Genomic DNA, 26,402 nt, shown 5'->3' on the forward strand with positions numbered 1-26,402 from the left:
TCTGCTCCTGCTAGCGTCGCCGGAGGCGAACCTCGAAGGCGTCCCTGAGTCCGTCACCGATGAAGTTGAAGGCGAGGACGATGAGGATGATGGCGATCCCGGGCGGGTACAACAGCCACCAGTGGCCGCTGTAGGTATCCGCGAGACCATCGGAGAGCATGCCACCCCAGTTCGCGGCCGGTGGGGGGATGCCGAGGCCGAGGAAGGACAGGTAGGCGACGTAGAGGATGGCGTCGGCGACCTGGAAGGTGGCGTTGACGATGACCGTGCCGATGGCGTTGGGGATGATGTGTCGGCGGACCGCACGGCCGCCCGTGCCGCCCATCCCACGCATCGCCTGGACGTACTCACGTGAGCGCAGCGTCAGTGCCTCGCCCCGCACGAGTCGGGCCGGGCCCAGCCAGGCGAAGGCACCGATGATGAGGATGAGCATCGGCGCGCTCGGCGTGACGATGGCGGCGAGCAGCATGAACAGGAACAACGAGGGGATCGACATCATCGCGTCGACAACGCGCATCACCGCGGCGTCCACCCAGCCGCCGAAGAAGCCGGCGATGGCACCCAGCAGCGTGCCAACGATGGTGGCGAGGACCCCGGCGGCCAGTCCGACGATGATGGAGGTCTGGCCGCCGAGCATCAGCCGCCCCAACTGGTCGTAGCCGACCCCGTCGGTGCCGAGCGGATGCCCCTGTTCTCCCGGGGCCAGGTGCACGGCGGTGAGGTCCGTGTGCACCTGGTCGGTGTGGTAGACCAGCGGCCCGAGGAAGCACACCCCGGCCAGCAGGACGAACAGGCCCAGTCCCACCAGGGCAAGCCGGTTCTCGCAGAAGACGGTCAGCCCCTGCCGCCACAGGCCACGCGGTGGCGCGTCGTTCGGCTCGGCCGGGCCGACCGCTTCGGATAGCGTGCTCATGTGGCGCTCCCACGGAGTCGGACCCGGGGGTCAACGGCGGCGTACAGCAGGTCGGCGATCAGCGCGCCGACGACTGTGGCGATCGAGATGATGACGGTGACCCCGAGCAGGATCGGGAAGTCGCGCTTGAGCGCCGCCTGCCAGAACAACTGGCCCATTCCGGGGAAGTTGAACAGCGACTCGACGACCAGCGCCCCGCTGAACAGCGCGGGCAGGTACATCCCGAGCAGCGTGATGACCGGGAACAGCCCGTTGCGCAGGGTGTGCCGTAGCACGACCCGCCGCTCGGAGAGCCCCTTGCTGCGGGCGGTGCGCACGTAGTTCTCGTTCAGGTTGTCGATCATCGATGACCGTACGTACCGCGCGTAGACCGCGATGGTGACGATAGCGAGGGTGGCCGTGGGTAGGACCAGCCCGGCCGGATCGGCGAGCACCTCGGCCACCGTGAATCCCTGTGGCGCCTCCGGGGGCAGGATCGGCCAGACCTGTGAGAAGACGATGATCATCATGAGGCCCAGAAAGAAGATGGGCGTGGCGTACGCCAGCAGCGACAGCGCGGTGATGGCGTAGTCGGGCCAGCGGTTGCGGCGTACTGCCTGGAGCACGCCGAGCGGGATCGCCAGCACGACGGCGAGCAGGGTCGACAGCAGCGACAGCACCATCGTCTTGGGCAGCCGCTGTTCGATCGCCTCGACGACAGACTGGTTGAGCTGGTAGGAGTAGCCGAGATCGCCCTGTAGCAGGCGCTGCACGTACATGCCGTACTGCTGGATCAACGGCCGGTCGTAGCCCATCTCGTGGTTGAACGCCGCCAGCTGCTCCAGCGTTGCCTCCTTGCCGAGGGTGGCTCGCGCGGCGCCGCCGGGCAGCAGGTGCAAGATGAGGAACGCGATCACCGTGACGAGCACGACGACGATGAGAGCCTGTCCCAGGCGTGTGATGAGGTACCGGGCCACCTGTGCGGCTTCCTCTCCCCGGTCGGGGCCCCGGCGACGCATGGTGCGTCGCCGGGGCCAGGACGATCAGCGGGCTATTTCCAGGACCAGTCCTGGAAGTACATGAGGTTCATCGGGTCCTGCGGCTCGACGCCCTGCAGGCCGGAGCGGTACGCCGAGACCTGGTACACCGGATTCGGCATCCAGAGCACGGGCAGGTCCTTGGCCAGGAAGTCGTTGTACGCCGTGAGTGCGCTCTCATCGCCGGCGAACTGGGTGGCCTCGATGAGCTTGTCCGCCTCAGGATTGCTGTAGCTGCCCAGGTTCACCGGGGCGTCGGTGGCGAAGAGCCGCTCGCCGCTGGCGAAGGCCGGGTAGTACCAGCTGCCCTGCGAGCCGAAGAAGGACATGTCCCACGAGCAGCTCGCCTCGGTTGGCTCACAGGTCGGCGTGACCGCGACCGAGTCGGGCACCTCCTTGATCGTCAGCTGGATACCGAGCTTGGCCATCTGTGACTTGATCTCGGCGAACATCTTGGTCGTGGCGGCGAACCCGGTCTGGCTGGTCACCGTGAATTCGAGCGGTGTGCCGGCGGTGATTCCTTCGCCACACTGGTTCGGGCCGGTGCCCGGCGACTGGCAGGTGGTCTGCCCGTCCGGGGTCACCTTCCAACCGTGGCTCTCCAGCAGTTCCTTGGACTTCGCCGGATCGAAGGAGTACGCGCACCCGGCGGCGTCGGTGTTGGTGCCGGGCTTGGCCGGTACCGGACCGCAGGTCGGCGCGGCGGTGTCCGACCAGATGACCTTGCTGATCGTCGGCTGGTCGATGAGCATTTGCAGCGACTGCCGGAGGTAGGGCTGCTTGAACAGAACGCCGGACTTCGGGTTGTTGTAGTTCAGCTGGAGGTAGGTGATCGACCAGCCGTACCACGGAGAGATCGTGTATCCCTTGGACTCGAGGTAGCTCTTCTGGGACATGTTGGCCGCCGGCACGTACCCGTAGTCGATGTCGCCGGCGCGGAGCACGTTGAACTCGGCGTCATCGCTGGTGAACGGTCGCAACACGACCTTGGACAGCTTCGGCTTGTCCGTACCGGAGTAGTTCGGCTCGGCGGCGAGGGTGACCTCGCCGTTGGGCACGTACTTCTCCAGCTTCCACGCGCCGCTGGTGACCTGCCACAACTCGTTGGAGTCGTACGTCTTCGGGTCCTTCGAGGCGGCGATGAGGAAGTCGAAGACCTTCTTGGAGCCCTCCGGGGTGCTGGCGAGGTCGCTCACGTCGGCGGTCGCGGAGTCCTTGTCCCAGGCGTGCTGGGGCAGGGGCGTGATGCGGTTGAGCTGGTTGTCGACGAACCACGCGGTGTTGTAGACCTCCGTGGTGGTGATCGAGAAGGTCTTCTCATCCTTGATCGACCACTCGTCGACATTGTCGGGGAAGCCGCCGGCCCGGTAGGACGCCCACTTGTCCTTGTTCGCCGTGACCAGGTCGTACCAGAACTGGATGTCCCTGGTGGTGATGGGCGTGCCATCGGACCAGGAGTTGTCCTTCAACGTGATCGTCAGCGTTCGGCCGTCGTCGCTCACCTGCGGTGGCTCGGCCATCGAGCGTTCCGGGTCGATGTTGTACTGCGCCGTGCCGTCCAGCCGGTACTGATAGAGGGAGCGGTAGAGCGCCTGGCCGAAGATGGCGTTCTCCCCCTGGGTGAAGCCTGGTGCCGAGATCGGCAGGATCCAGTTGGGGGTACGGAAGGCGACTGTCACGGTGTCCTTGCCCTGACTACCGCCGTCCTTGGACGATCCGCTGTTGTCACCGCAGCCGACCAGACCCGCCCCGAGGGCGATCGTGGCGGCTGCCGCTACCGCGCCACGCAGGGCGCGGCCGGGAAATCTGCTCGTCATGAGTCTCCTCGTGTGATGTGCACGTGCCCTACGTCACCAGGTGCCGGCGGCTTGCCGGGCGCCTCCGCCGGGCGCTGCCTCGGCGATCAACGCGAAGAATGTACCCAGGCAGAAGTGGTACGTCAACGAAAATTACCCACTTCATTCACTAAGTTTGGCCGGGGTACGATCAAAGTCGCCCGAAGGATCGACCGTTACTCCTCGCGTGGGCGGCCGGAGTCCACATCCGACTCTGAGCTGCGACACACTGGGGCGGCGCCGGAGAACCACCCGACCAAGGGAGAGGCAACTTGGAGCCACCGATCTCCGCCACGCTGCGCGACCAGACCCTCGACCTGCTCTCCAGAGGCGCGGCCATGTCCCGCGCCGACCTCGTCGAGGCCTTGCAGGTCGCCCCGTCAACCGTCACCGCCATGGTGCGTCGGCTATTAGAGGAGGGCGTCCTCGCTGAGGAGGGCATGGGCCGCTCCACCGGTGGGCGACCACCCCGGATCCTGCGCCTGCGGGAGACCAAGGGAGTCCTCGCCGTCGCGGAGCTCGGCGGCAGGCACGCCAGGGTGGGGTTGTGCACGCCCGGCGGCGGACTGCGCACCACCGAGGAGGTGGCGATCGACATCGCCGCCGGGCCCGAGGAGGTCTTCGCCGTCGTCGGAGCCACCTTCACGCGGCTCCTGGCAGCGACCACACCAGGTCAGGTGCTGCTCGGGGTCGGCGTCGCCCTCCCGGGCCCGGTGGGGTTCCCGGGAGGGCGGTTGGTTGGCCCGGCCCGGATGCCTGGTTGGAGCGGCGTCGACGCCGGCGCCCACCTCACCGACCACTTGCAGGTGCCGGTGATCGTCGAGAACGACGCCAAGGCGGCGGCGATGGGTGAGTACGTCACCCGGCGTCAGGAAGTCGGCGACATGATCTACGTCAAGGCAGGCACCGGCATCGGTGCCTGCCTGGTCAGCGGCGGACAGATCCACCGTGGCGGGCGCGGACTCAGCGGCGACGTCACCCACGTACGGGTAGCCGACAGCGGCGAGCGGCACTGCTCCTGCGGCAGCCAGGGCTGCCTCGAGACCGTCGCCAGCGGTGCCGCCCTGGCCCGCCAGCTGGCGGAGCAAGGTTCCTCGGCGGCCACCATCCGGGAGATCATCACGGCGGCCGGCGACGCCGACCCGACCGTGGTGACCATGGTGCGCCACGCCGGTGGACTGTTGGGCGTGGCGCTCTCCGGTCTGGTCAACTTCCTCAACCCCGACGCCGTCGTCATCGGCGGTGCGCTGTCCAGCCTCGACGTCTACGTGGCTGCGACCCGCAGCATGCTCTACGAACGCTGCCTACCGTCCATGACCCAGTCCCTGACCATCGAAGCCAGCGACGCGGGCTCAGACGCGGCCCTCATCGGCCTCGGGCACCTGCTGCGCACGACAGTCGACGTACGACCCACCTGAGGAGCCAATCACCGTGCCTCGCCCCCTCCGCGTCGCCATCGGCGGCATTCACATCGAATCCAGCACATTCTCCCCCCACCTGAGCACCGCCGACGACTTCGAGGTCACCCGGGAGGAGGCATTGCTGTCGCGATACGGCTGGCTCTCGCCCACCCAGCCGTGGGCCGCCGACGTCGAGTGGATACCACTCGTGCACGCCCGGGCCCTGCCCGGCGGTGCCGTGGACGCCGCGACGTACGAGCAGTGGGCCACGGAGATCATGGAGAAGCTCGCCGCAGCCGGTCCCCTGGACGGGATGCTGCTGGACATTCACGGTGCGATGAGCGTCGTCGGCCGGTCCGACGCGGAGGGCGACCTGGTCACCGCCATCCGATCGGTGATCGGGCCGGAGCCGTACATCTCGGCGGCGATGGATCTGCACGGCAATGTCTCGTCGGTTCTCTTCGATGCCTGTGACCTACTCACCTGCTACCGCACCGCCCCGCACGTCGACGTGTGGGAAACCCGGGAGCGTGCCGCGCGTAACCTCATCGAGGCGCTACGCCGCGAGCGGCGTCCGCACAAGGCGCTGGTCCACGTACCGATCCTGCTACCCGGCGAGATGACCAGCACCCGCGATGAACCCGCACGGGGACTCTACGCGCGGATCCCCGAGATCGAGGCCCGCGAGGGCGTGATCGACGCGGCGATCTGGGTCGGGTTCGCCTGGGCCGACCAGTCACGCTGCCAGGGCGCGGTCGTCGTCACCGGCACCGACGCCACCGTCGCCGCCGAGGCGGCCCGCGAGCTGGGCGGGCACTTCTGGGCGGCCCGCGACGAGTTCACCTTCGTCGCTCCCACCGGCGCGATGGACGAGTGCCTCGACACCGCCCTGGCCGCCGTCGCCGATCGGGCGAAGCGGCCGTTCTTCATCAGCGACTCCGGTGACAACCCGGGTGCTGGCGGCGCCGACGACGTCACCTTCGCCCTCGCCCGGATGCTGGCCCGCCCCGAGATCCGCGACGGCTCGCGGCGGGCCGTGTTCGCCTCGCTGGTCGACCCGCAGGCGGTGGCGGAGGTCGCCGACCAACCGGTCGGCTCTCCGGTCCGGGTAGCAGTCGGCGGGCGGATCGACTCCCGGCCCCCGGGCCCGGTGGAACTCGACGGGATCCTGGAGGCGGTCGCCGACGACCCCGACGGCGGGCGCTGCGTCAGCGTACGAGTCGGTGGGCTCAGCGTCTTCGTCACGTCCCGCCGGATGCAGTACCGGCTACTGGACTCGTACGCCCGGCTGGGGGTCCGGGTCAATGAGGTGGACCTTGTCGTGGTGAAGATCGGATATCTCGAGCCGGAACTGTTCTCCGCCGCCGGAGACTGGCTGCTCGCCCTGACACCAGGCGGCGTTGACCAGGACCTTGCGCGGCTGCCGTACCAGAATGTGGAGCGGCCCATGTTTCCCCTGGACCGTGGCTTCGGCGCGGACCTCACCGTGGTGCGCGGGTGAGCGGCGTGACGCAGCCCGAAGACCACTGCGTCCTCGCCGTCGATGTCGGCGGGACGACCATCAAGGCGGCCGTGGTCGGTGAGGGCGGTTGCTTCCTGAGCTCACTGACCGTGCCGTCGCAGGCGGACGACGATCCCGTCATGGCGATCCGGTCCCTGTGCCGCCAACTGCGCGAGCACGCGCTCTCCCTCGGCAGCACACCCGTCGCGATCGGCGTGGTGACGCCTGGCCTCGTGGACGAGCGGGACGGGGTGGTGCGGTACGCCGCCAACCTCCGCCTCCGTGACGTGCCACTGCGCGCCCTCATCAGCGGCGACCTCGGACTGCCCGTGGCGATCGGGCACGACGCCCGGGCAGCCGGCGTCGCGGAGGCCACGGCGGGCGCGGCCGTCGGGTTGGACAACTTCCTGCTGCTGCCCCTGGGCACCGGCATCGCCGCGGCGGTGGTGGTGGATGGCGTCCCGCTGGCCGGCGCGACCCGTGCGGCCGGCGAGGTTGGCCACATGCCGGTCTACCCGGGTGGGGAGCCGTGCAGTTGCGGGCAGCGGGGATGCCTGGAGGTCTACGCCTCGGCCGGTGGGATGGCCCGCCGCTATGCCCGGCGCGTCGGCGGGTCGGCGTGGGACAGCCACGCCATCGCGGACGCGGTGGCCACCGATCCGGACGCCCGTGCTGTCTGGAGCGACGCCACCCAGGCGTTGGGAACCGCCCTGGCCACCCTCACCCTGGCCCTCGACCCGGCCCGCGTCGTGTTGGGAGGTGGACTCGCCGAGGCGGGCGAGCTCTTTCTCGACCCGGTGCGCGAGGCCCTGCGCGGCGCCCTTGCCTGGCGAACCCCGCCCCCCGTGCTGCGCTCCGCCTTCGGCGCCCAGGCGGCGCAGGTCGGCGCCGCCATCATGGCGCGGCGGAAGGCCGGGCTGTCCGTTCCCGACGGCTGGGGCGCACCCGATCTCGTACCGTCTGCCGCGGGGGAACCGCTTCACTAGCCGGTCGTGGTGTGCCCTCCGGATATCCGGTCGCCTGACGGGTTGGTGGCGCGGAGCCGTTGGTAGCTATTGACGCTGATCGAGGCTCAATTGATCTGCCTGACGGCTTCGCGCCGCCCACGTCAGTAGGGGCTGGTGGTGGCCGAACTCGTGCTGGTCGGTTCGGCTTCCGGCGTTCCCGCCGAGGACGTGGCGGAGGCTGCTGCGGCCCTGGCCGTGGTGACCCCGGAAGACTCGCCCGAAATCGCGGATCCGTACCACCCGAGCTGCGTCCTAGTGTTCTGTCTCGTAAATAGTTGGCCATTTTGGTATGATGTTACGCGTGAATCGTGCTGCCGCGCCGTTGGTGCTGGAACCTGGCCAGCGTGAACTGTTGGAGTCGTTGGCGAGGTCGCGGACCGCGCAGCATCGTCTGGTGCAGCGGGCGCGTGTGTTGCTGTACGCCGCGGAGGGTATGTCCAATTCGGACAATGCGGCGTTGGTCGGGGTGTCCCGGATGACGGTGCGGGCGTGGCGGTCGGAGTTCGCCGAGCGTGGGCTCGCCGATCTGGGCAAGGTGGCTGCGGGCCGGGGCCGTAAGGCGTCGATTCCGCAGGCCACGATCGATAAGATTGTGGAGTTGACGCTGCATGCCAGGCCGGAGGGGGCGACGCACTGGTCGTGCCGGTCGATGGCAGCGAAGGTCGGTGTGAGCGCGGCGACGGTGCAGCGGGTCTGGGACGCTCGTGGACTCAAGCCGCACCTGGTGGAGACGTTCAAGCTGTCGAACGACAAACGGTTCGAGGAGAAGCTCGTCGATGTTGTCGGGTTGTACCTGAACCCACCGGACAAGGCTGTTGTGTTGTGCATGGATGAGAAGTCCCAGATCCAGGCCCTGGACCGCACGCAGCCGAGCCTGCCACTCAAGCCCGGGCGGGCCGGCACGATGACCCACGACTACAAGCGGCATGGCACCACGACCCTGTTCGCCGCGTTGGACGTGCTGACGGGCAAGGTGATCGGCAAGTGCTTCGCCCGGCACCGCCACGACGAGTTCCTGCGCTTCCTGCGCACCATCGACACGTCGGTGCCCCGCAAGCTGCAGATCCACATGATCGTCGACAACTACGGCACCCACACCCACCCCAACGTCAAGACGTGGCTGGCCAAGCACCCCCGCTTCCACCTGCACTTCACCCCGACCAGCTCGTCCTGGCTCAACCTGGTCGAGCGCTGGTTCGCCGACCTGACCGACAAGATGATCCGCCGAGGCGTCTTCCACAGCGTCCCCGACCTCGTCAAGGCGATCGAGGAGTACCTGCGCGTACACAACGACGACCCGAAACCGTTCGTCTGGACCGCCACCGCCGAATCGATCCTGACCAAGGTCCGACGTGGACGAGTCGCCCTCCAGCAAGCGGCTAGCCAAAACTGAGACGAAACACTAGACGATCTATTCCAAGGGGTACGGGGACAGCGAAGAGAGGCGAGGGCGTCCATGATCGACGTTGCTGAGCAACGATGACCATGGAGGCCACGTGCACGTCGATCGGGACACCCTCGCCACCGCACTGTACGTGAAGATCGACGACGTGTTGAAGTCGTCGCCCCAGCTCACCCGCTGGCGACCCGCAATCGGGATCGCCCCGAAGGTCACCGACGCCGAACTGATCACCCTGTCGGTGTTGCAAGCCCTGCTCGGCTACCACAAGGAAGCCCGCTGGATCCGTCACGCCCGCATGAACCTGACCCACCTGTTCCCCTACATCCCGAAACAGCCCGGGTACAACAAGCGGCTGCGGACACTCGGCACGCAGATCACCCACCTGATCCGGGTTCTGGCCCTGGACACCGACCTGTGGCAGCACCCGGTGCGCATCGCCGACTCCACCCCGGTGGAGTGCGGACGCTCCCGCGAGACCGTCAAACGCTCTGATCTGGCCGGGGTGGGCCACCTACGGCTACTGCGCCTCGCACTCACGTCGCTTCTGGGGCCTGCGTCTGCACCTGGTCACCACCGTGCACGGACTGCCCGTGGCATTCGCCCTGGCCACCGCCAAGACCGACGAACGCGAAGCACTCATGGACCTGTTCGACCTGGACACCGGCCTGTTGACCCATCCCGACGGGCTGACCCTGGTCGTGGACAAGGGCTACCGCGACGCTGCCACCGAACGACAGCTGACCGAACGCGGCGTCACCATGATCCGCCCCGCCTACCGCACCGAGAAGCCACGCCCCGGACGGCCCCTGCTGCGCGCTGTGCGGCAGAACATCGAGTCCGTCAACCAGACCCTCAAAGGTCAACTCGACCTCGAAAGACACGGCGGCCGTACCGCCACCGGCGTACTCGTACGCGTCGCACAACGCATCCTCGCGATGACCGCCGCGATCTGGCACAACTGGACCACCGGCCAACCCGTCATGCGCTCCCTCATCGCGTACGACCACTGATCCCTCGGAATAGATCGTCTAGTCAGCGACAAATACGCCTACGCCGGGCAGTGTCTCGGTCTTCCCCTTGATCCGTAGTACCTGCATGGCGCGGTCTATCACTGGCTCGGTGACCCCGTAACGCTCGATCAGCTCTCGCCGGCTGGGGAGCTTGGAGCCGGGCGGAAACTCGCCGGACTCGATGCGTTCGGTGAGGTCGTCAGCGATCTGCTCGTAGCGATAACGCGGTGGCACGGTGTTCCCCCTCAATTGGCAAGACGAGTAGGCCATCTACACCCCGATCAGGACCGTTGCCCGGTGCCGGGCTCGATGCGGTTGCCTAGATCCGTGCCTGGGGCTACCGGGGGAGTGGGTTCGCCACGTATACGCCCTTGCCCTGCCGGCCGTCGATCAACCCTTCTGCCTTGAGGAGGAGCATGGTGGCGCGGATGACGGTGTTGCTGACCTCGTAGTGCTCGCAGAGGGCGGCGAAGGAGGGCAGCTTGTCGCCCGGCTTCAACTGGCCGGAACTGATCTGCTCCCGGATATCCCCGGCGACCTTCAGGTATGCGGCTTCAGACATCGGTGGTGCTCCCAGCTTGGCGGCTGGTGCAAGCAGATCACACCGCAGCCTCAACCTACAACGCTATGTGTCGCTGGTTATTGACCCTGCGCACATTGCGTTCTAAGTTGCTTGTGGGGCTACCGAGCTTGGCGGCCGGCTGTCCCGCCGTGGGCGCTCCGTCCCGGGCAGGTGGTCGGGTGCCCACGGCTTCGTCAGGCGTCGGCAGGAGGCATAGGTGACCGACGATCGTGGAGGCGGTGGCCACCAACAGCGAATTTCCTACGACGAGTACGTCCTGGGTCGCGCTGACCCTTGCGCGTCGGCATCGGCCGGTCTGGTGTTGGGACCGCTGGCGGCGGGTCTGCCGGTGCGGCGGAGAACTCCCGTGCCGTGCCCATCACCGGATTCCGATCAATCGCGGCCACTGGCCAGTGGAGGGGGAGTAGTGAGCGACGGGCCGGAGCGGACGATTCTCACGGCGCACCTCCGGGGGCGCGACGGCATGTGTGTCGGCTGTCGGGCGTGGTGGTCGCGGTCGGTGCCGTACCCGTGTTGGCAGGTGGAGTGGGCGACCCGTCGGCAGGCGCGGGTGAGCGTTGCCCGGTTCCTGGGCGGTGCGCGATGACCACCCACGGGCCTGGTGCCGCCGATCTGGAACTGCGGCGGCTGTGGTCTGCCGTGGCCTTGCCCCACCCGCGAGCGGGAGCTACGGGCGGAGTACGCGACCGCGCCGGCGGACCGAGAGTGACCGCCACCGCCGCCCAGCGGTGGCTCCATGTTTTGATAGCGCCTCAGCTACCGCAAACGTTGGGTCGCCCGAGGCGGTTGGGGTGTCAGACTCCATCCCGTGGTGACTCCGGCGCGCTCTCGGGAGGTTCGTTCGGTTCTCGACGTGGTCGTTCGGTGGGCGGCTGAGCGTGAGAACGTACGTGGGGTGGTGGTGGTTGGCTCGTGGGCGCGCGGGACCGCGCGGATGGACTCTGATGTGGACATTGTGGTCCTGACGGACCAGGTCCGCTATTCCGTGGCCGGAGTGTGGACCGGTCTGCTCGGCGGCGAGGTGCTCCGAATATCCGAGTGGGGCCCGCTCCGGGAGGTCCGCCTGCGACGTCCGTCGGGGTTGGTGGTGGAGATCGGTGTCGCTCCGGTGGTCTGGGCAGACACCGACCCGGTCGATGCGGGTACCCGCCAGGTCGTCGGCGACGGACACCGCATTGTGCACGATCCGGTCGGTGTGTTGGCCCGGCTGTCGGTCGCGTCCAGGAGCTGAGCGGCGGCAACGACGCGCCGGACCCGCTGCCGACTGCTCGTCCGGGTGTAGGGGCAGGTCGACCACTATCAGGCGAGCGTGGGCCGCCAGGACACCTGGCGGCCCGCTCCCCCTCTCGCCTACGGTCGCAGGATGGACCTGGTCACCGCAGAGCGGCCGGAGGTCAGTACGACTTCTCCTGGCCGAGGACGTGCTGGGCCACGAAGTTCAGGATCATCTCCCGGCTGACCGGGGCGATCCGTCCGGCCCGGGAAGCCCCGAGCAGCGTCGCCACCCCGTACTCGGTGGTCATGCCGGCCCCGCCGTGGGCCTGGATCGCCGTGTCCACGGCCAGCGCCGCCGCGTCCCCCGAGGCGTACTTGGCCATGTTGCCGGCGACCCCCGCCTCCAGGTCCCGCCCGGCGTCGTAGAGCACCGCCGCCTTCTGGACCATCAACCGGGCCAACTCCACCTGCACCGCCGCGTGCGCCAGGGGATGTGACACCCCCTGGTGGGAGCCGATCGACCGCCCACCCCACACCTTCCGGGTCGCCGCGTACTCTGAGGCGCGTTCGAGCGCGTACCGGCCGGAACCGATGCTCATCGCGCCGATCGTGATCCGCTCCGGGTTCAGCCCGGAGAAGAGCGCCGGCAGCCCGGCGTCCAGCGACTCGCCGACCAACGCGTCCGCCGGCAGCCGTACCTCGTCCAGGTAGAGCAGGAACTGGTTCTCCGGGGAGAGGATCTCCATGTCCAGCTTGGACCAGGTCAGCCCGGCCGCATCGGTCGGCACGACGAAGAGCGCCGGCTTGAGTTTGCCCGTCGTGGCGTCCTCGGTCCGCGCCACCACCAGCACGTGCCCCGCCTGGTCAACGCCGGAGATGTAGCACTTGCGCCCGGAGACCACCCAGTCGTCGCCGTCGCGGCGGGCCACCGTGCCGAGCCGATGGAAGTTCGAGCCGGCCTCCGGTTCGGTGATCGCGAAGGCGATCCGCTGCGAACCGTCGGCGATGCCGGGCAGGTAGCGCTTGCGCTGCTCCTCGGTGCCGTGTCGGTTGATCACCGTCGCGACGATCGCGGGGGAGACCACCAGCAGCAGCAGCGGGCAGCCGGCCGCGGCCAACTCCTCGCAGACGATGGCGAGCTCGGTGATGCCGCCACCCCCGCCGCCGTACTCGGTCGGGATGTTCACGCCGAGGTAGCCGAGCCCGCCGGCCTCGTTCCACAGCTCGGTGGTGTGCTCGCCGGCCTTGGCCTTCTCCACGAAATACCGGTGGCCGTACTGCTTGCCCAGCGCCCGTACGGCGTCGCGGAGCTGCTCCTGCTCGGGGGTGGGGTCGAAGTTCATGGTTGTGCCTCCTCGTCGGGGTTGACCACGGCCAGCACCGCGCCGGTCTCGACCTGGCCGCCGGTGGGCACCGGCAGCTCGGCGACGACGCCGTCGGTGGGGGCGAGCACCGGGTGCTCCAGCTTCATCGCTTCCAGGGTGAGTAGCAGGTCACCGGCGGCGACCCGTTGCCCGAGCTCGACCTGCACCCGGGCCACCGTGCCGGGCAGCGGCGCGAGCAGTGACCCGGCCGCCAGCTCCGCGCCGGGCAGCGGGAAGCGGGGCAGCTCGGCCAGGCCCACCGCGCCGTCCGGGCCGTCCACGAAGACCTCCGCGCCCACCCGGTGTACGCGGTGGCTCCGGCGTACCCCGGCGACCTCCAGCACCACCCGGTCCGGGTACGCCTCGACCAGGGTGACGGTCGGCGACGCGTCCGGCGTGGCCGGTGATGCGTCTGGGCCGGCCGGGGAGGCGACAGCAGCGGCGCCGCCTTCCACCGACCACTCGACGAGCGCGCCCCGGCGGTCCAGGCGGTAGCGCACCTCGATCTCGTCACCGTCCGGGCTGGCGTAGCGGGTGACCTGCGTGAAGGCGGGTACGTTGCGCCAGCCTGAGGGGAGCCCGGCCAGCACCGGCGCGGCGGCCCGCCGGTCGGCGGCCGAGGCGAGCGCCGCCGCCAACGCGACCACGGGCAGCTCCCCGGCGGAAACCAGCGGGGCGAACACCTCGGGGTGCCGGTCCAGGAAGCCGGTGTCGAGGTCAACGGCGGCGAACTCCGGGCTGCGCAGGACGCGGACCAGCAGATCCCGGTTGGTGGCGACACCGTGCAGTTCCGCCCGAGCCAGCGCGCCGGCCAGTGCGCGGGCCGCCTCGCCCCGGGTGGGCGCCCAGGCGATCACCTTCGCGAGCATCGAGTCGTAGTGGACGCCGACCACCGAGCCATCCGTCACGCCGGAGTCCAGGCGCAGGCCGGGCCCGGTCAGTGGCCCGAACTCGGCCGCCACCCCGGGGACCGCGAACCGGTGCAGGGTGCCCGTCGCCGGCCGGTACCCCTGGGCGGGGTCCTCAGCGCAGAGGCGTACCTCGATCGCGTGTCCGGTGGCCGGTGGGGTCGCCCCGATCGGCAGCGGGTTGCCCTCGGCGACGAGCAGTTGCAGGCGAACCAGGTCCAGGCCGGTGGTCAGCTCGGTCACCGGATGCTCCACCTGCAGACGGGTGTTCATCTCCAGGAAGAAGATCTCCCCGTCCGGGGCGAGCAGGAACTCGACCGTGCCCGCGCCGACGTAGTCGACCGCCCGGCCGGCGGCCACCGCCGCCTCGTGGAGCCGCTGGCGCACCGCGGGCGCGAGCACGCCCGGTGCCTCCTCGACGATCTTCTGATGGCGGCGCTGGATCGAGCAGTCCCGCGCCCCCAGGGACAGCACCGCCCCGAACTGGTCGCCCAGGATCTGCACCTCGACATGGCGACCACGTTCGACGTACCGCTCGATGAAGACGGTGCCGTCGCCGAATGCGGAGGCCGCCTCGCGGCGGGCACTGGCGACGGCGTCGGCGAGACCGTCGGCGGCGCGGACCACCCGCATGCCCCGCCCACCACCGCCGGCGGCGGCCTTCACCAGCACCGGGAAGCCGCTGACCTGATCGGCGTCGGTCCAGCTCGGCAGCATGGGGACGCCGGCCTCGGCGAGCAGCGTCTTCGCCGCCAGCTTGTCCCCCATCGCGGCGATGGCCTTGGCCGGTGGCCCGACCCAGACCAGCCCGGCGTCGGTGACCGCCGTGGCGAACTCGGCGTTCTCGGCGAGGAAGCCGTAGCCCGGGTGGACGGCGTCCGCGCCGGCGCGCCGGGCCGCGGCCAGGACGAGGTCGATCCGCAGGTACGTCTCGGCGGGTGTGTTCCCGGGCAGCCGGACGGCGTGGTCGGCCTCGGCGACGAAGGGCGCGTCAGTGTCCGCGTCGGAGTGCACTGCGACCGTCTCGATTCCGAGCGCCCGGCAGGTGGTGAAGATCCGGCGGGCGATCTCGCCCCGGTTGGCGACCAGAAGTCTGCTGATCATCCGCGCTGAGTCTCCTTCGTTCGCGACTACGGACCCGGCCTGACTGTGCGGTTCGCGCCTCACATCCGGAAGACGCCGAAGCCTTCGGCGCCCCGAACCGGCCCGGTGTGGATCGCCGACAGGCAGAGCCCGAGGACGGTCCCGGTGTCCCGGGGGTCGATGACCCCGTCGTCGTAGAGCCGGCCGGAGAGGAAGAGCGCCCCGGACTGGGACTCGATCTGCTGCTCGACCATCGTCCGCATGGCGGCGTCGGACTCCTCGTCGTACTCCCGACCCTTCGCGGCGGCGGCCTGCCGGGCCACGATGGAGAGCACCCCGGCGAGCTGGGTCGGGCCCATCACCGCCGACTTCGCGTTCGGCCAGGTGAAGAGGAACCTCGGCTCGTACGCCCGGCCGCACATGCCGTAGTTGCCGGCGCCGTAGGAGGCACCGAGGTTCACGGTCAGGTGCGGCACCGTCGAGTTCGACACCGCGTTGATCATGAGCGCGCCGTGTTTGATGATGCCGCGCTGCTCGTACTCGGTGCCGACCATGTAGCCGGTGGTGTTCTGGAGGAAGATCAGCGGGGTGTTGGCGGCGTTGGCGAGCTGGATGAACTGGGCCGCCTTCTGCGCCTCCGCGTTGAACAGCACCCCCCGGGCGTTGGCGAGCACCCCGACCGGATAGCCGTGCAGCTCGCCCCAGCCGGTGACCAGCGCGGTGCCGTAGGCCGGCTTGAACTCGTCGAACTCGCTGCCGTCCAGCACCCGGGCGATGATCTCGCGTGGGTCGAACGGCACCTTCAGGTCGGCGCTGGCGATGCCGAGCAGTTCCTCCGGGTCGTACCGGGGTGGACGAGGGTCGGTGGTCCGCGGCGGCGGTCCCGCCTTGCGCCAGTTGAGCCGACGTACGCACTGGCGGGCCAGCCGGATGCCGTCCCGCTCGTCCTCGGCCAGGTAGTCGGCCAGACCGGAGGTCGTGGCGTGCATGGCCGCGCCGCCCAGCGACTCGTCGTCGGCGTCCTCACCGGTGGCCATCTTCACCAGCGGCGGCCCGGCCAGGTAGACCTGCGACCGGTCCCGAATCATGATCACATGATCGGACATTCCTGGTATGTACGCGCCGCCGGCCGTGGCGTTACCGAAGACCACGCTGACCGTGGGGATGCGCTCCGCCGAGAGCCGGGTCAGGTCGCGGAAGACCCGTCCGCCCGGGATGAAGATCTCCGCCTGGGTGGGGAGGTCCGCCCCGGCCGACTCGACCAGGTTGATCATCGGTAGCCGGTTGGCCAGGGCGATCTCCCCGGCCCGCCGGGTCTTCGCCAGCGACCACGGGTTCACCGCGCCGCCGCGTACCGTCGGATCGCTGGCAATAATCATGCATTCGACGCCCTCGACCGGGCCGATGCCGGTGACCACGCTGGCACCGACCGGGAAGTCCGTCCCGTACGCGGCGACCGGAGACAGCTCCAGGAACGGGGCGTCCGGGTCGAGCAGCAGCTCGACGCGCTCCCGGGCGAGGAGCTTGCCGCGCTTGCGCTGCCGGGCGCGGGACTTCTCGCCGCCACCATCGCGGGCCTGGTCCAGCGCGGAGTCCAGTTCGCCCAGCCGGGCCAGTAGGGCCTCCCGGTTCTCCCGGAAGGCCGGTGCGGCCGGGTCGAGCACGCTGTCGAGTGTGGTCACAACCCCATGCCCTTCGCGATGATCTCGTTCATGATCTCGGTGGTGCCGCCGCCGATGCCGAGGATGCGCTGGTCGCGGTAGTGCCGCTCCACCTCGGCGTCGCGCAGGTAGCCGAAGCCGCCGTGGAGCTGCAACGCCGCGTCAACCACCTCGGCGCAGGCGGCGACCGCGGTGTTCTTGGCCATCGCGACCTCGGTCATCTCCGCCTCCCCGGCGGTGACCCGGGTCGCCACGTCGAGCACGTGGGAGCGGGCCGCCTCGGCGCGGGTGTGTAGCTCGGCGAGGCGGTGTCGGACAAGCTGCCGGCTGGCCAGCGGGCGGCCGAAGGTCTCCCGGTCCCGGCACCAGCCCAGTGCCAGCTCCACGCAGCGCTGCGCCGTCGCGTACGCCTGGGTGGCGAGGGAGATCCGCTCGGCGGCGAAGTTCTGCATGACGGAGAGGAAGCCGGTGTTCTCCGCGCCGACCCGGTTCGCCACCGGCACCCGAACATCGGCGAAGGAGAGCTCGGCGGTGTCCGAGCAGTGCCAGCCCAGCTTCTCCATCCGTCGGCCGACGGTGAAGCCCGGCATGCCCTTCTCGATCACCAGCAGGGAGATGCCCTCCGGGCCTGGCGCGCCGGTACGCACGGCGGTGGTCACGAAGTCGGCCCGGTGCCCGCTGGTGATGTACGCCTTGGCCCCGTTCACCAGGTAGTGGTCGCCGTCGCGGTGGGCGGTGGTGCGCAGCCCGGCCACGTCCGAGCCGCCCCCCGGCTCGGTGACCGCCAGCGCGCCGATCATCGTCCCGGCGAGGGTCGGTCGGACGAAACGCTCGACCAGGTCGCTGCCGGCGGCCGACTCAGTTTCCGTGCCGGCGCTGGCGGCCACCAGGTGCGGCAGGGCGATCCCGTGCGTGAAGAGCGCCGCCACCAGCCCGGAGGAGCCACCAGACCGGATGATCTCCTCGGTGACGACGACCGAGTCCAGCAGGTCGCCGCCGCTGCCGCCGACCTCCTCGGGGAAGCCGATGCCGAGCAGGCCGACCCTCGCGGCCGTGGTGTGCAGCTCCCGGGGGACCTCGCCGGCCCGCTCCCAGTCGTCGAGGTGCGGCAGCACCTCTTTACTCATGAACGTTCTGGTCAGCTCGCGGAGCTGTCGACGTTCCGGGGTGTTGACGGTGGTCATGCTGCCGCCTCCGGGATCAACTCGGCCGGAACCTCCACCACGCGGGAGCGGAGCAGCTCCCCCAGCGCCTTCGCCTGCGGGTCGAAGCGGGTCGTGGCCGCCACTCCCGGCCCGAGCAGCCCCCGGATCATGAAGTTGACGGCTCGCAGGTTCGGCAGCTCGTACCGTTCGACGGTCAGCGGGGCGGTCTCCGGCAGCAGCTCGGCGAGGCGCGCCACGGTCAGCCAGCCCCGCAGCCACTCCCAGCTCGCGTCGGTGCGGGCCCAGACCCCCAGGTTGGCGTCGCCTCCCTTGTCCCCCGACCGCGCTCCGACCAGCTCCCCGAGGGGCCGGCGTCGGGTCGGGTACGCCGTGCGGCCCGCACTGGGCGCCGGTGCCTCGGTCAGGGGCGGGACCGGCTGCATCCGCGGCGGCGGGGCGATTGGTACGCGGGTGCCGTCGGGCAGGACAGCCACGTGCTCGACGGCGTCCTGCGCGACCTGGTCAGTGGTGAAGACCCCGTACGGCGTCGCGTCGCCGGGGGGCGTGGTCAGCGTGCACCCCGGGTACGAGGCCAGCGCCAGCTCCACCGCCGCGGCGGAGAAGGCCCGCCCGGCCCGGTTTTTGTCCCCGTCGCGCAGGTGGACGTGGAGCAGGGCGCTCGCCGGCTCGGTCTCCGATGCGTCGGAGTGGTCGGTGCGGGCGAGGACGAACTCCAGCCCCTCCTTGCCGACCGTCTCCTCCAGCTGCCCGCGGACCAGGGCGGCCTTCGCCGGGATGTCCAGCCCGCAGAGCACGAAGGTCATCGAGTTGCGGAAGCCGCCGAGGTTGTTGACGCCGACCTTGAGTGTCTCCGGTGGGGGTGCTCCTCGGACCCCGGACACCCGGACCCGGTCCGGCCCGTCCGGGGCGAGGCGTACCGAGTCCAGTTGGGTGACCACATCCGGCCCGAGGTAGGCCGGCGGGCCCACCTCGTACAGAAGTTGGGCGGTGACCGTCTCGACGGTGACCGCGCCCCCGGTGCCCGGGTGCTTCGTGAGCACCGACGAGCCGTCGGCGTGCAGCTCGGCGAGGGGGAAGCCGGGCCGGTGCCCGCCGTCCGGCAGCTCGGTGAAGAAGCTGAAGTTGCCCCCGGTCACCTGCGCGCCGCATTCGAGCAGGTGCCCGGCGACGGTCGCACCGGCGAGGGCGTCCAGGTCGTCGCGGTCCCAGCCGAATCGGGCGATCGCCGGCCCCACCACCAGGGAGGCGTCGGTGACCCGCCCGGTGACCACCACGTCGGCGCCGGCGTCGAGTACGGCGGCGATTCCGAACGCCCCGAGGTACGCGTTCGCGGTCAGCGCGTCCGGCCGGGGAAGGGAGTCGCCCTCGACGTACCCGACCCTGAGGTCGAGCCCGAGCCGTTCGGCGAGGGCGCGGAGGGCGGTGGCCAGCCCCGCGGGGTTCAGCCCGCCGGCGTTGGTGACGATCCGGACACCGCGTTCCTGTGCGGTGCCGAGGGTCCCTTCGAGTTGGCGCAGGAACGTGCGTGCGTAGCCGAGGTCGGGGTCGCGCATCCGGTCCCGGCCCAGGATGAGCAGGGTCAGTTCGGCGAGGTAGTCCCCGGTGAGCACGTCCAGGTCGCCACCGTCGAGCATCTCCTGCCAGGCGGAGAAGCGGTCGCCGTAGAACCCGGAGGCGTTGCCGACCCGCAGGCGGGAGTCCGTGCCGTTGCCGGCGCTCACGCCGTCGCCTGCGCTTGTGGCGCCCGGCCGGCGCCGGGCGGACCGGCGAAGGCCTGGGCCACCTCCAGCCAGGCCTCGGCAACCGGCCCGGTCGCGGTGAGGGCGAGATCGGCGCGGTGCCGGCGCTGGGTCACCAGCAGGCAGAAGTCCAGCGCCGGCCCGGTGACCCGGTCAGCGGCATCCGCGGGACCGTAGGCCCAGGTCGCGCCGGCGGTGTCGGCGCTGGTTGGTGGTCCGGTCAGTTCGAGTCGGACCGGTGCGGTCGGCAACGGGCGACCGTGCGCGGCGAAGGAGTGTGGCAGCGTCCGGAAGCCGAGGTGCGCGATGTGCCGCAGCCGTGCCGTGGCCGGCCGGGTGACCCCGAGTGCGTCGGCCACGTCCGCGCCGTGTGCCCAGGTTTCCATGATCCGCGCGGTAGCCATCGACGCGGGGGACATCCTGGTGCCGAACCAGGGGAGCTTCTCGCCGGTCGGAGTGGCCGCGAGGGCGGCGGCGAGTGCCGCCCGGCCGGAGCGCCAGCGGGGCAGCAGCTCGGCCGGTGCGGCGAGGAACTCCTCCGCGCCCGCGTCCACCAGCCGGGCCGGGTCGGCTGCGGTGGTGACGGAGGCGTAGAAGGCGTCGGCGTCCGTCGCGGCGAGCTGCGCGGCGTGATCCGTCCAGGCCAGGTGCGCGATCTGGTGGCCGATCGTCCAGCCGGGTGCGGGCGTGGCGTGGGCCCACTCAGCGGTCGACAGCGGTGCCACGAGAGCGTCCAGTTCGGCTGACTCGGCGGCGAGATCGGTCAGCAGGTCCGTTAGATTGACCATGGTGCCTCCGGGGGGAGTCGGCGGGGTGCGGGACGGGTCAGGGGGCGAGGAACTCGGTGAGTTGGCGCTTCCAGGCGGTGAGCAGCGCGGTGCGCCGGGCGGAGTCGTCGTTGAGCAGGTTTGCCACGCCGAGGCCGCGGAGCAGGTCGAGGGTGGCCTGCACCGCCTCCCGCACGCCGGGTCGGCGCTCGTCAACCTCGAGCAGGGCGACGGTCAGCCGGTGCATCTCCCGACCGAGCCGGGCCTCCAGCGGCACCAGCGCCATCCGTAGTTCGCGGTCGGTGCGGGCGGCGACCCACAGCTCCAGGGCGGCGATGAAGAGCGGTCCGGTGAAGGCCGCGGCGAGCAGGTCAACCACCCGGTCCAACCGCTGCGGGCCGGCGGGCAGGGTCTTCGCCTCGACGCGCAGCTCCTCCCCACGCCGCTCGGCGAGGTGCGCGACCGCGGCGGTGACCAGGGCTGCCTTGGTGGGGTAGTGGTGTAGCTGGGCGCCCCGGGACACCCCGGCCCGGGTCGCTACGACGGTCGTCGTGGTGCCCGACCAGCCATGCTCGACCAGGCACGCCACGGTGGCCTCGAGCAGTCGGGCCTGGGTGGCGCGACTGCGTTCCTGTTGTGGGACGCGGGTCGATGTGCCGGACACGGCCTCAGCGTGCCGTCCCCAAAACAAACAGTCAAGCCTGACTTTTTCTGGGCAAGAAAAACGGCGGCCGGCGAACCGGCCGCCGTTGCGGCGGTTGCACCCTCCCCCGTGGACTCAGGATCGACGGATGGGCGGGGCGGTCAGACGCGGGCGCGGCGCGCCAGGCGCTCCGGGTCGAGGATGATGATGCTCTTTCCGTCCAGGCGCAGCCAGCCCCGCGAGGCGAAGTCGGCGAGGGCCTTGTTGACCGTCTCCCGGGAAGCGCCGACAAGCTGGGCGATCTCCTCCTGGGTCAGGTCATGGGTTACCCGCAGCACCCCGCCGTCCCGGGTGCCGAAGCGCCCCGCCAGCTGGAGCAGGTTCTTCGCGACCCGACCGGGCACGTCAGTGAAGATCAGGTCGGCCAGCGAGTCGTTGGTCCGGCGCAGCCGGCGGGCGAGTACCCGCAGCAACTGCTCTGCGATCTCCGGCCGGTTGTTCAGCCAGGGGCGCAGCGCCTGCTTACGGAGCCGCACCAGGCGGGTGTCGGTCACCGCCGTGGCCGTCGCCGTCCGGGGCCCCGGGTCAAAGAGCGACAGCTCGCCGACCATGTCCGACGGGCCCATGACCGCGATCAGGTTCTGTCGCCCGTCGGCCGCCCGGCGGCCGACCTTGATTTTGCCGGAGAGGAGGATGTACAGGCTGTCACCGGGCTCGCCCTCGTTGAAGACGACGTCGCCCTTGCGGACCTCGATCGTCTCCATCTCCTTGGCCAACGCCTCGGCAGCCTCCGGGTCGACCCCCTGGAAGATCCCACTCCGGGCCAGTACCTCGTCCATCGCGCACCTCCGCCTGCGCGTGCCGTCCGTCGGCGGGTCCGCCGTCCGCTTCTCCCTCGCGCTCGGTCAGTCTAGGCGCACGTGCGCAGATATTCCGAGGTGCACCCCGGGAAACGTGATCGTTGGGCGTAACCTGCCGGCCGTCGTCAACGTTATGATACCGCGCCGCACCAGGTGAGATGTGCCGGCCGCAGGAACGGGCCGTAGGGTCGCCCCGTGCTGAACGAACCTTCACTGTGTACCCGTCGCGAGGACGGGCGGGACCTCCCGGTGCTGGTCTGGCGAGCCGAGCGGCCGTTACTCAGCGCGAGTTCAGCGGCGCTCGGCGGCGGGCTGGGCGTCCGGAGTTGGGTGATCAACGCGACCGTCCCGATGTCGTACGACCGGGACGATCCCGTCGAGCACCTGGCCGAACTGGCCGCGGGGTGCGGACTCGACGGCTCGGGAGTGGGGCTGCTGACCGGGGTGGACGTCGCGAAGGTGGTGGCCCGAACCGACACCGGAGTACGGGTCTGGGCGACCGTCGGACTCGGCGTTCCGATCTGGGCCGCCGCTCCCCCCGAGCCCGCCCCGGTCGTCGCGGCCGTGCCCGGTGCGGGCCGTCATCCGGTCGGCACTGTCAACACCGTGGTGTACGTGCCGGCCCGGCTCGGTCCCGCCGCCCTGATCAACGCCGTGGCGACCGCCACCGAGGCGAAGGCCCAGGCCATCGCCGAGCTGGGAATGCCCGGCACCGGCACCCCAACCGACGCGGTCACCGTCTGCTGCCCGACCGAGGGGCCCGAGGCGCCGTACGGTGGCCCCCGCTCCACCTGGGGCGCACCGCTGGCCCGGGCGGTGCACCGTGCGGTCCTGGCCGGTGGTGCCCGCCCGGTACCGCCGGGGTCGCAGCGGTCGGGTGGCTGAGCGACCCACCCACTGCTCCTCGTCTGCGACAGTGCGGGCCCGGTAGGGTCGCGGCGATGCGTGCCCATCCCAATACCTTCACGTTCGCTGGCCACGTGCGTCGGCTCCTGTCGGCCGGCGCGCTGCTCGCCGTGCTGGCCGTTGCCGGTTGCGGTGCGGCCGGTTCCGGCGGGGCCTGGCAGCCCGGTGTCAGCAGTAGCGCCCCCACCCCCTCTCCCACCGAGGCGGCGGCGGTCTCCCTCACCGCCACCGGCGACATCATCCTGGGCAACGCCCCGAACCGGCTGCCCCCCGGGGGCGGCGAGGGCTTCTTCGACGAGGTGCGCCCGGAGCTCGCCGCCGACCTGGCGATGGGCAACCTGGAGGAGCCGCTCACCGTCGATACGGGGACCGGCAAGTGCGGCGAGGGCTCCACCAACTGCTACCAGTTCCGGGCCCCGCCGGAGTACGCGGCGCACCTGCGCGACGGTGGGTTTGACCTGCTCAACCTGGCCAACAATCACGGGAACGACTTCGGCGCGAAGGGCCTCCAGAACACGCGGCAGGCGCTTGAACAGTACGAACTGGCGCACACCGGAGCGCCGGACCAGATCACCGTCGTTGACGTACGCGGTGTCCGGGTGGCGGTGGCGGGCTTCTCGTCGTACGCGTGGTCGAACCCGCTGACCGACATCCCGGCGGCGAAACAGGTCGTCACCAGGGCCGCTGAGATGGCGGATCTGGTGGTGGTTCAGGTGCACATGGGCGCGGAAGGGGCCGACAAGACCCAGGTCAAACCGGGCACCGAGCTGTACCTGGGGGAGAACCGGGGCGATCCGGTCCGGTTCGCCAAGGCCATGATCGATGCAGGCGCGGATCTGATCGTCGGGCACGGCCCGCACGTCCTGCGTGGCATGGAGTTCTACCAGGGCCGGCTGATCGCCTACAGCCTGGGTAACTTCGCTGGCGGCGGGAACACGCTCAGCCGCAGCGGCCGGCTCGGCTGGGGCGGTGTGCTCAAGGTGTCGCTACAGCCCGACGGCACCTGGGACGGTGGGTCGTTCGCCTCGACGCACCTGAACGGGTCGGGTCTGCCGGCGATGGATCCGGACGACCGGGGGCTGGGGCTGGTGCGCGAGCTCAGTGCTGCCGACTTCCCGGAGACCGGTGCGATCTTCGACGACCTGGGCCAGATCAGCCAGCCGCAGCCGAGCTGACGGTCGGCCCCGTCGCGGGCACGAAACGGGGACCGGCGGCCGGCGACGTAGGCTGGCCGGCGTGACCATCAACCTCAGGGAGACCGACCTCGGTCGGACGCGCCGCGCCCGACGGATCGGGCGGGTGCTGGCCGACACCCACCCGGACGCGCACTGCGAACTCGACCACTCCAACCCGTTGGAGCTGGCCGTCGCGACGATCCTCTCCGCCCAGTGCACGGACAAGCGGGTCAACGAGGTCACCCCGAAGTTGTTCGCCCGCTACCCGCAGGCGGCCGACTACGCCGGCGCGGACCGGGCCGAGCTGGAGGAGCTGATCCGGTCCACCGGCTTCTACCGCAACAAGGCGGACTCCCTGATCCGGCTGGGCCAGGGGCTGGTAGAACGACACGACGGCCAGGTGCCCGGCAAGCTGACCGACCTGGTGTCCCTGCCTGGAATCGGCCGCAAGACGGCGAACGTCATCCTCGGCAACGCGTTTGACGTGCCGGGAATCACCGTCGACACGCACTTCAACCGGCTCGTACGACGGTGGGGGCTGACCACCGAGACCGACCCGGTCAAGATCGAGCACGCGATCGGGGCGCTCTACCCGAAGCGCGACTGGACGATGCTGTCGCACCGGATCATCTTCCACGGGCGCCGGGTCTGCGCGGCCCGAAAGCCGGCGTGCGGCGCCTGCACCCTGACGAAGCTCTGCCCGTCCTACGGGACCGGGCCGACCGATCCGGTGGTGGCCGCGCGGCTGCTCAAGGGTCCCCGGGCCCGGGAGCTCGCGGTGGCCGCCGGCGTTGATCCGGAGCTGGTGCCGGCCCAGGACGGGGCGGTGGAGGCACCGTGAGGAGGCGGCTCGTCGCCCTACTCGTCCCAGCGTTGCTGGCGGTGGCCGGTTGCACCGACGCCGGGCCGGAGAGGGCCCCCACCACCCGGGATGAGGCGGCGCGGAGCCGGCCCTCCCCGTTCGCGGACTGCTCCAGCCTGACCACCGACCGGCCCAGCACCCCACGCGCCACCCCGGCCCCCGGCGGCACGCCCCTGCCGGAGTTGACGCTGACCTGCTTCACCGGTGGCGCCCCGGTCGATCTGCACCAGATCCGGGGCCCCGCTGTGATCAACCTTTGGGCCTCGTGGTGTGCCCCCTGCCGGGCCGAGCTGCCCGCGTTCCAGCGGCTCAGCGAGCGGGCCGAGGGGCAGCTGACGGTCGTCGGGGTGAACATGCGGGACACCCGCAGCGGCGCCCAGTCGATCGGCGAGGACTTCGGGGTGCGTTTCCCCAGCCTGATCGACCAGGGTGAGGCGCTGCAACGCGCGTTGGGACGCAAGGCCATTCCGATGACCGTCCTGGTCGACGCGAACAGCCAGATCCAGCACGTCGATGTCTCCGGGGCGCTCGACGACGCCCGCCTCGCCGAGCTGGTCCGGGTGCACCTGGGCGTGGCGGTGCCGGAGTGAGCGGCCCACGCCTTGCTCGCCGCCGAGATGCGGCGGTGGGCTGGTGAGTCGGCAGCCGCCGTCCTGGTTTGACTCGTTGCTGACCCGGTTGGGCAGTGCCCGGACGGAGGATTTCACCCGGCTGGCCACCCCGGAGAGCGGTGGGCGGGAGAGCGCCGTGCTGGTGCTGCTCGGTGAGGCCCCCGGTGCCGGCCCGGACGTGCTGATCCTCCAGCGAGCCGCCACCCTGCGCAATCACGCGGGGCAGCCGGCCTTTCCCGGTGGTGCCGCCGACCCGGAGGACGCGGACGCCTCCGCGACGGCGCTCCGTGAGGCGAACGAGGAGGTCGACCTCGATCCGAGAACCGTCACGGTCCTCGCCGAACTGCCCAAGCTGTGGATTCCGGTCAGTGACTTCGTGGTGACCCCGGTGCTCGGCTGGTGGCATGCCCCCCACCCGGTGCACCCCCGGGAGCCGGCCGAGGTGGCGCACGTGGCCCGGATGCCGATCGCCGAACTGGTTGACCCGGAGAATCGGCTGCGAGTACGCCACCCGAGTGGCTGGATCGGCCCGGCCTTCTCCGCCCGCGGCATGCTGGTGTGGGGATTCACCGCGGGGGTGCTCTCCGCATTGCTGGACATGGGGGGCTGGGCCCGCCCGTGGCGCCCGGACCGGGTGCTGGACCTTCCGCCGGTGGGTGCCAACCCGGCGCCCTCGGCCGGGACCGATGCGGCAGACGAGAGCGCTCCGCGCTGACTCCAGTGACCTTGCGTAGCGGCAGCAGCCGTCCCGTGCGCCCGGGCCCCGTAGGCTGGA

At 70.5% G+C, this 26,402-nt stretch carries 23 protein-coding genes and 2 pseudogenes; 12 read left to right on the forward strand and 13 right to left on the reverse strand.

The window, feature by feature from the left end; genetic code table 11:
- Positions 1-10 precede the first annotated feature (10 nt).
- The 3 genes from SALPAC6_RS0120335 to SALPAC6_RS0120345 all read right to left on the reverse strand — a co-directional run bounded on the left by SALPAC6_RS0120335 (position 11) and on the right by SALPAC6_RS0120345 (position 3,746).
- Positions 11-913 (reverse strand): ABC transporter permease, encoded by a 903-nt coding sequence (locus tag SALPAC6_RS0120335; RefSeq protein ID WP_012015530.1) that lies wholly within the window; start codon positions 911-913, stop codon positions 11-13.
- Positions 910-1,869, reverse strand: coding sequence for an ABC transporter permease (locus SALPAC6_RS0120340; protein ID WP_018255179.1), 960 nt, complete (start codon positions 1,867-1,869; stop codon positions 910-912). Before SALPAC6_RS0120340 ends, SALPAC6_RS0120335 begins: the two co-directional genes overlap by 4 nt.
- A 74-nt stretch (positions 1,870-1,943) precedes the next feature.
- Positions 1,944-3,746, reverse strand: coding sequence for a peptide ABC transporter substrate-binding protein (locus tag SALPAC6_RS0120345; RefSeq protein WP_018255180.1), 1,803 nt, complete (start codon positions 3,744-3,746; stop codon positions 1,944-1,946).
- 290 nt (positions 3,747-4,036) lie between these two features.
- Between SALPAC6_RS0120345 and SALPAC6_RS0120350 the strand changes: the two genes are divergently transcribed.
- The 5 genes and pseudogenes from SALPAC6_RS0120350 to SALPAC6_RS26405 all read left to right on the forward strand — a co-directional run bounded on the left by SALPAC6_RS0120350 (position 4,037) and on the right by SALPAC6_RS26405 (position 10,084).
- Positions 4,037-5,182 (forward strand): ROK family transcriptional regulator, encoded by a 1,146-nt coding sequence (locus tag SALPAC6_RS0120350; RefSeq protein WP_018255181.1) that lies wholly within the window; start codon positions 4,037-4,039, stop codon positions 5,180-5,182.
- Positions 5,183-5,195: 13 nt separating this feature from the next.
- Positions 5,196-6,665 (forward strand): M81 family metallopeptidase, encoded by a 1,470-nt coding sequence (locus SALPAC6_RS0120355; RefSeq protein ID WP_018255182.1) that lies wholly within the window; start codon positions 5,196-5,198, stop codon positions 6,663-6,665.
- Positions 6,662-7,651, forward strand: coding sequence for an ROK family protein (locus tag SALPAC6_RS0120360; RefSeq protein ID WP_018255183.1), 990 nt, complete (start codon positions 6,662-6,664; stop codon positions 7,649-7,651). Before SALPAC6_RS0120355 ends, SALPAC6_RS0120360 begins: the two co-directional genes overlap by 4 nt.
- Before the next feature lie 313 nt (positions 7,652-7,964).
- Positions 7,965-9,065, forward strand: coding sequence for an IS630 family transposase (locus SALPAC6_RS0120365; RefSeq protein WP_033666659.1), 1,101 nt, complete (start codon positions 7,965-7,967; stop codon positions 9,063-9,065).
- A 103-nt stretch (positions 9,066-9,168) separates the two neighbouring features.
- A pseudogene (locus SALPAC6_RS26405) lies at positions 9,169-10,084 on the forward strand (IS982 family transposase).
- Positions 10,085-10,102: 18 nt separating this feature from the next.
- Here SALPAC6_RS26405 and SALPAC6_RS0120375 read toward each other — a convergent pair.
- Together SALPAC6_RS0120375 and SALPAC6_RS0120380 are read right to left on the reverse strand one after the other, a co-directional pair.
- Complete coding sequence (locus SALPAC6_RS0120375; protein WP_026189899.1) at positions 10,103-10,354, reverse strand: winged helix-turn-helix domain-containing protein; 252 nt, start codon at positions 10,352-10,354, stop codon at positions 10,103-10,105.
- A 67-nt stretch (positions 10,355-10,421) separates the two neighbouring features.
- Positions 10,422-10,646, reverse strand: coding sequence for a winged helix-turn-helix domain-containing protein (locus tag SALPAC6_RS0120380; RefSeq protein ID WP_018255187.1), 225 nt, complete (start codon positions 10,644-10,646; stop codon positions 10,422-10,424).
- A 213-nt stretch (positions 10,647-10,859) separates the two neighbouring features.
- On the opposite strand from SALPAC6_RS0120380, the pseudogene SALPAC6_RS31060 reads away from it, so the two are divergent.
- Positions 10,860-11,253, forward strand: a pseudogene (locus tag SALPAC6_RS31060) (hypothetical protein).
- Positions 11,254-11,475: 222 nt separating this feature from the next.
- Positions 11,476-11,898, forward strand: a complete 423-nt coding sequence (locus tag SALPAC6_RS0120395; RefSeq protein WP_018255188.1) for a nucleotidyltransferase domain-containing protein — start codon at positions 11,476-11,478, stop codon at positions 11,896-11,898.
- A gap of 163 nt (positions 11,899-12,061) precedes the next feature.
- On the opposite strand, the gene SALPAC6_RS0120400 is transcribed toward SALPAC6_RS0120395, so the two are convergent.
- The 8 genes from SALPAC6_RS0120400 to SALPAC6_RS0120435 all read right to left on the reverse strand — a co-directional run bounded on the left by SALPAC6_RS0120400 (position 12,062) and on the right by SALPAC6_RS0120435 (position 22,052).
- Positions 12,062-13,225 (reverse strand): acyl-CoA dehydrogenase family protein, encoded by a 1,164-nt coding sequence (locus SALPAC6_RS0120400; protein WP_018255189.1) that lies wholly within the window; start codon positions 13,223-13,225, stop codon positions 12,062-12,064.
- Positions 13,222-15,258: an ATP-binding protein gene (locus tag SALPAC6_RS0120405; protein ID WP_018255190.1), complete on the reverse strand. Its 2,037-nt coding sequence runs from the start codon at positions 15,256-15,258 to the stop codon at positions 13,222-13,224. The genes SALPAC6_RS0120400 and SALPAC6_RS0120405 overlap by 4 nt, the downstream gene beginning before the upstream one ends.
- A 59-nt stretch (positions 15,259-15,317) precedes the next feature.
- Positions 15,318-16,919 (reverse strand): acyl-CoA carboxylase subunit beta, encoded by a 1,602-nt coding sequence (locus SALPAC6_RS0120410; protein ID WP_018255191.1) that lies wholly within the window; start codon positions 16,917-16,919, stop codon positions 15,318-15,320.
- Positions 16,916-18,082, reverse strand: coding sequence for an acyl-CoA dehydrogenase family protein (locus SALPAC6_RS0120415; RefSeq protein WP_018255192.1), 1,167 nt, complete (start codon positions 18,080-18,082; stop codon positions 16,916-16,918). Before SALPAC6_RS0120415 ends, SALPAC6_RS0120410 begins: the two co-directional genes overlap by 4 nt.
- Entirely contained in the window at positions 18,079-19,785 is a 1,707-nt protein-coding gene (locus tag SALPAC6_RS0120420) for an acyclic terpene utilization AtuA family protein (protein ID WP_018255193.1), read from the reverse strand. The genes SALPAC6_RS0120415 and SALPAC6_RS0120420 overlap by 4 nt, the downstream gene beginning before the upstream one ends.
- Entirely contained in the window at positions 19,782-20,591 is an 810-nt protein-coding gene (locus SALPAC6_RS0120425; protein WP_018255194.1) for a TIGR03084 family metal-binding protein, read from the reverse strand. Before SALPAC6_RS0120425 ends, SALPAC6_RS0120420 begins: the two co-directional genes overlap by 4 nt.
- Before the next feature lie 37 nt (positions 20,592-20,628).
- A complete protein-coding gene (locus tag SALPAC6_RS0120430) occupies positions 20,629-21,234 on the reverse strand; it encodes a TetR/AcrR family transcriptional regulator (RefSeq protein ID WP_018255195.1) in 606 nt (201 codons plus the stop codon).
- Positions 21,235-21,374: 140 nt separating this feature from the next.
- Positions 21,375-22,052, reverse strand: coding sequence for a Crp/Fnr family transcriptional regulator (locus SALPAC6_RS0120435; RefSeq protein WP_018222205.1), 678 nt, complete (start codon positions 22,050-22,052; stop codon positions 21,375-21,377).
- Between the two features lie 216 nt (positions 22,053-22,268).
- Here SALPAC6_RS0120435 and SALPAC6_RS0120440 point away from each other — a divergent pair, with 216 nt between their 5' ends.
- From SALPAC6_RS0120440 to SALPAC6_RS0120460, 5 genes are all read left to right on the forward strand, one after another.
- Complete coding sequence (locus SALPAC6_RS0120440; RefSeq protein WP_018255196.1) at positions 22,269-22,958, forward strand: adenosylcobinamide amidohydrolase; 690 nt, start codon at positions 22,269-22,271, stop codon at positions 22,956-22,958.
- Between the two features lie 56 nt (positions 22,959-23,014).
- A complete protein-coding gene (locus SALPAC6_RS0120445; protein WP_018255197.1) occupies positions 23,015-24,154 on the forward strand; it encodes a CapA family protein in 1,140 nt (379 codons plus the stop codon).
- Between the two features lie 61 nt (positions 24,155-24,215).
- Entirely contained in the window at positions 24,216-24,995 is a 780-nt protein-coding gene (gene nth, locus SALPAC6_RS0120450; protein ID WP_018255198.1) for an endonuclease III, read from the forward strand.
- A complete protein-coding gene (locus SALPAC6_RS0120455; protein WP_026189901.1) occupies positions 24,992-25,606 on the forward strand; it encodes a TlpA family protein disulfide reductase in 615 nt (204 codons plus the stop codon). The genes nth and SALPAC6_RS0120455 overlap by 4 nt, the downstream gene beginning before the upstream one ends.
- A 43-nt stretch (positions 25,607-25,649) precedes the next feature.
- Entirely contained in the window at positions 25,650-26,342 is a 693-nt protein-coding gene (locus SALPAC6_RS0120460; RefSeq protein ID WP_018255200.1) for an NUDIX hydrolase, read from the forward strand.
- Positions 26,343-26,402: the final 60 nt, after the last annotated feature.

Origin of the sequence: Salinispora mooreana (assembly GCF_000379065.1) — a bacterium.
Taxonomy (GTDB): Bacteria; Actinomycetota; Actinomycetes; order Mycobacteriales; family Micromonosporaceae; genus Micromonospora; species Micromonospora mooreana.

Bases quoted from the DNA above. Each gene is read 5' to 3' on its own strand.
- SALPAC6_RS0120335 (WP_012015530.1), bottom strand. From the start codon at position 913: ATGAGCACGCTATCCGAAGCGGTCGGCCCGGCCGAGCCGAACGACGCG.
- SALPAC6_RS0120345 (WP_018255180.1), bottom strand. From the start codon at position 3,746: ATGACGAGCAGATTTCCCGGCCGCGCCCTGCGTGGCGCGGTAGCGGCA.
- SALPAC6_RS0120365 (WP_033666659.1), top strand. From the start codon at position 7,965: ATGTTACGCGTGAATCGTGCTGCCGCGCCGTTGGTGCTGGAACCTGGC.
- SALPAC6_RS0120375 (WP_026189899.1), bottom strand. From the start codon at position 10,354: ATGGCCTACTCGTCTTGCCAATTGAGGGGGAACACCGTGCCACCGCGT.
- SALPAC6_RS0120380 (WP_018255187.1), bottom strand. From the start codon at position 10,646: ATGTCTGAAGCCGCATACCTGAAGGTCGCCGGGGATATCCGGGAGCAG.
- SALPAC6_RS0120400 (WP_018255189.1), bottom strand. From the start codon at position 13,225: ATGAACTTCGACCCCACCCCCGAGCAGGAGCAGCTCCGCGACGCCGTA.
- SALPAC6_RS0120405 (WP_018255190.1), bottom strand. From the start codon at position 15,258: ATGATCAGCAGACTTCTGGTCGCCAACCGGGGCGAGATCGCCCGCCGG.
- SALPAC6_RS0120415 (WP_018255192.1), bottom strand. From the start codon at position 18,082: ATGACCACCGTCAACACCCCGGAACGTCGACAGCTCCGCGAGCTGACC.
- SALPAC6_RS0120425 (WP_018255194.1), bottom strand. From the start codon at position 20,591: ATGGTCAATCTAACGGACCTGCTGACCGATCTCGCCGCCGAGTCAGCC.
- SALPAC6_RS0120435 (WP_018222205.1), bottom strand. From the start codon at position 22,052: ATGGACGAGGTACTGGCCCGGAGTGGGATCTTCCAGGGGGTCGACCCG.
- SALPAC6_RS0120445 (WP_018255197.1), top strand. From the start codon at position 23,015: ATGCGTGCCCATCCCAATACCTTCACGTTCGCTGGCCACGTGCGTCGG.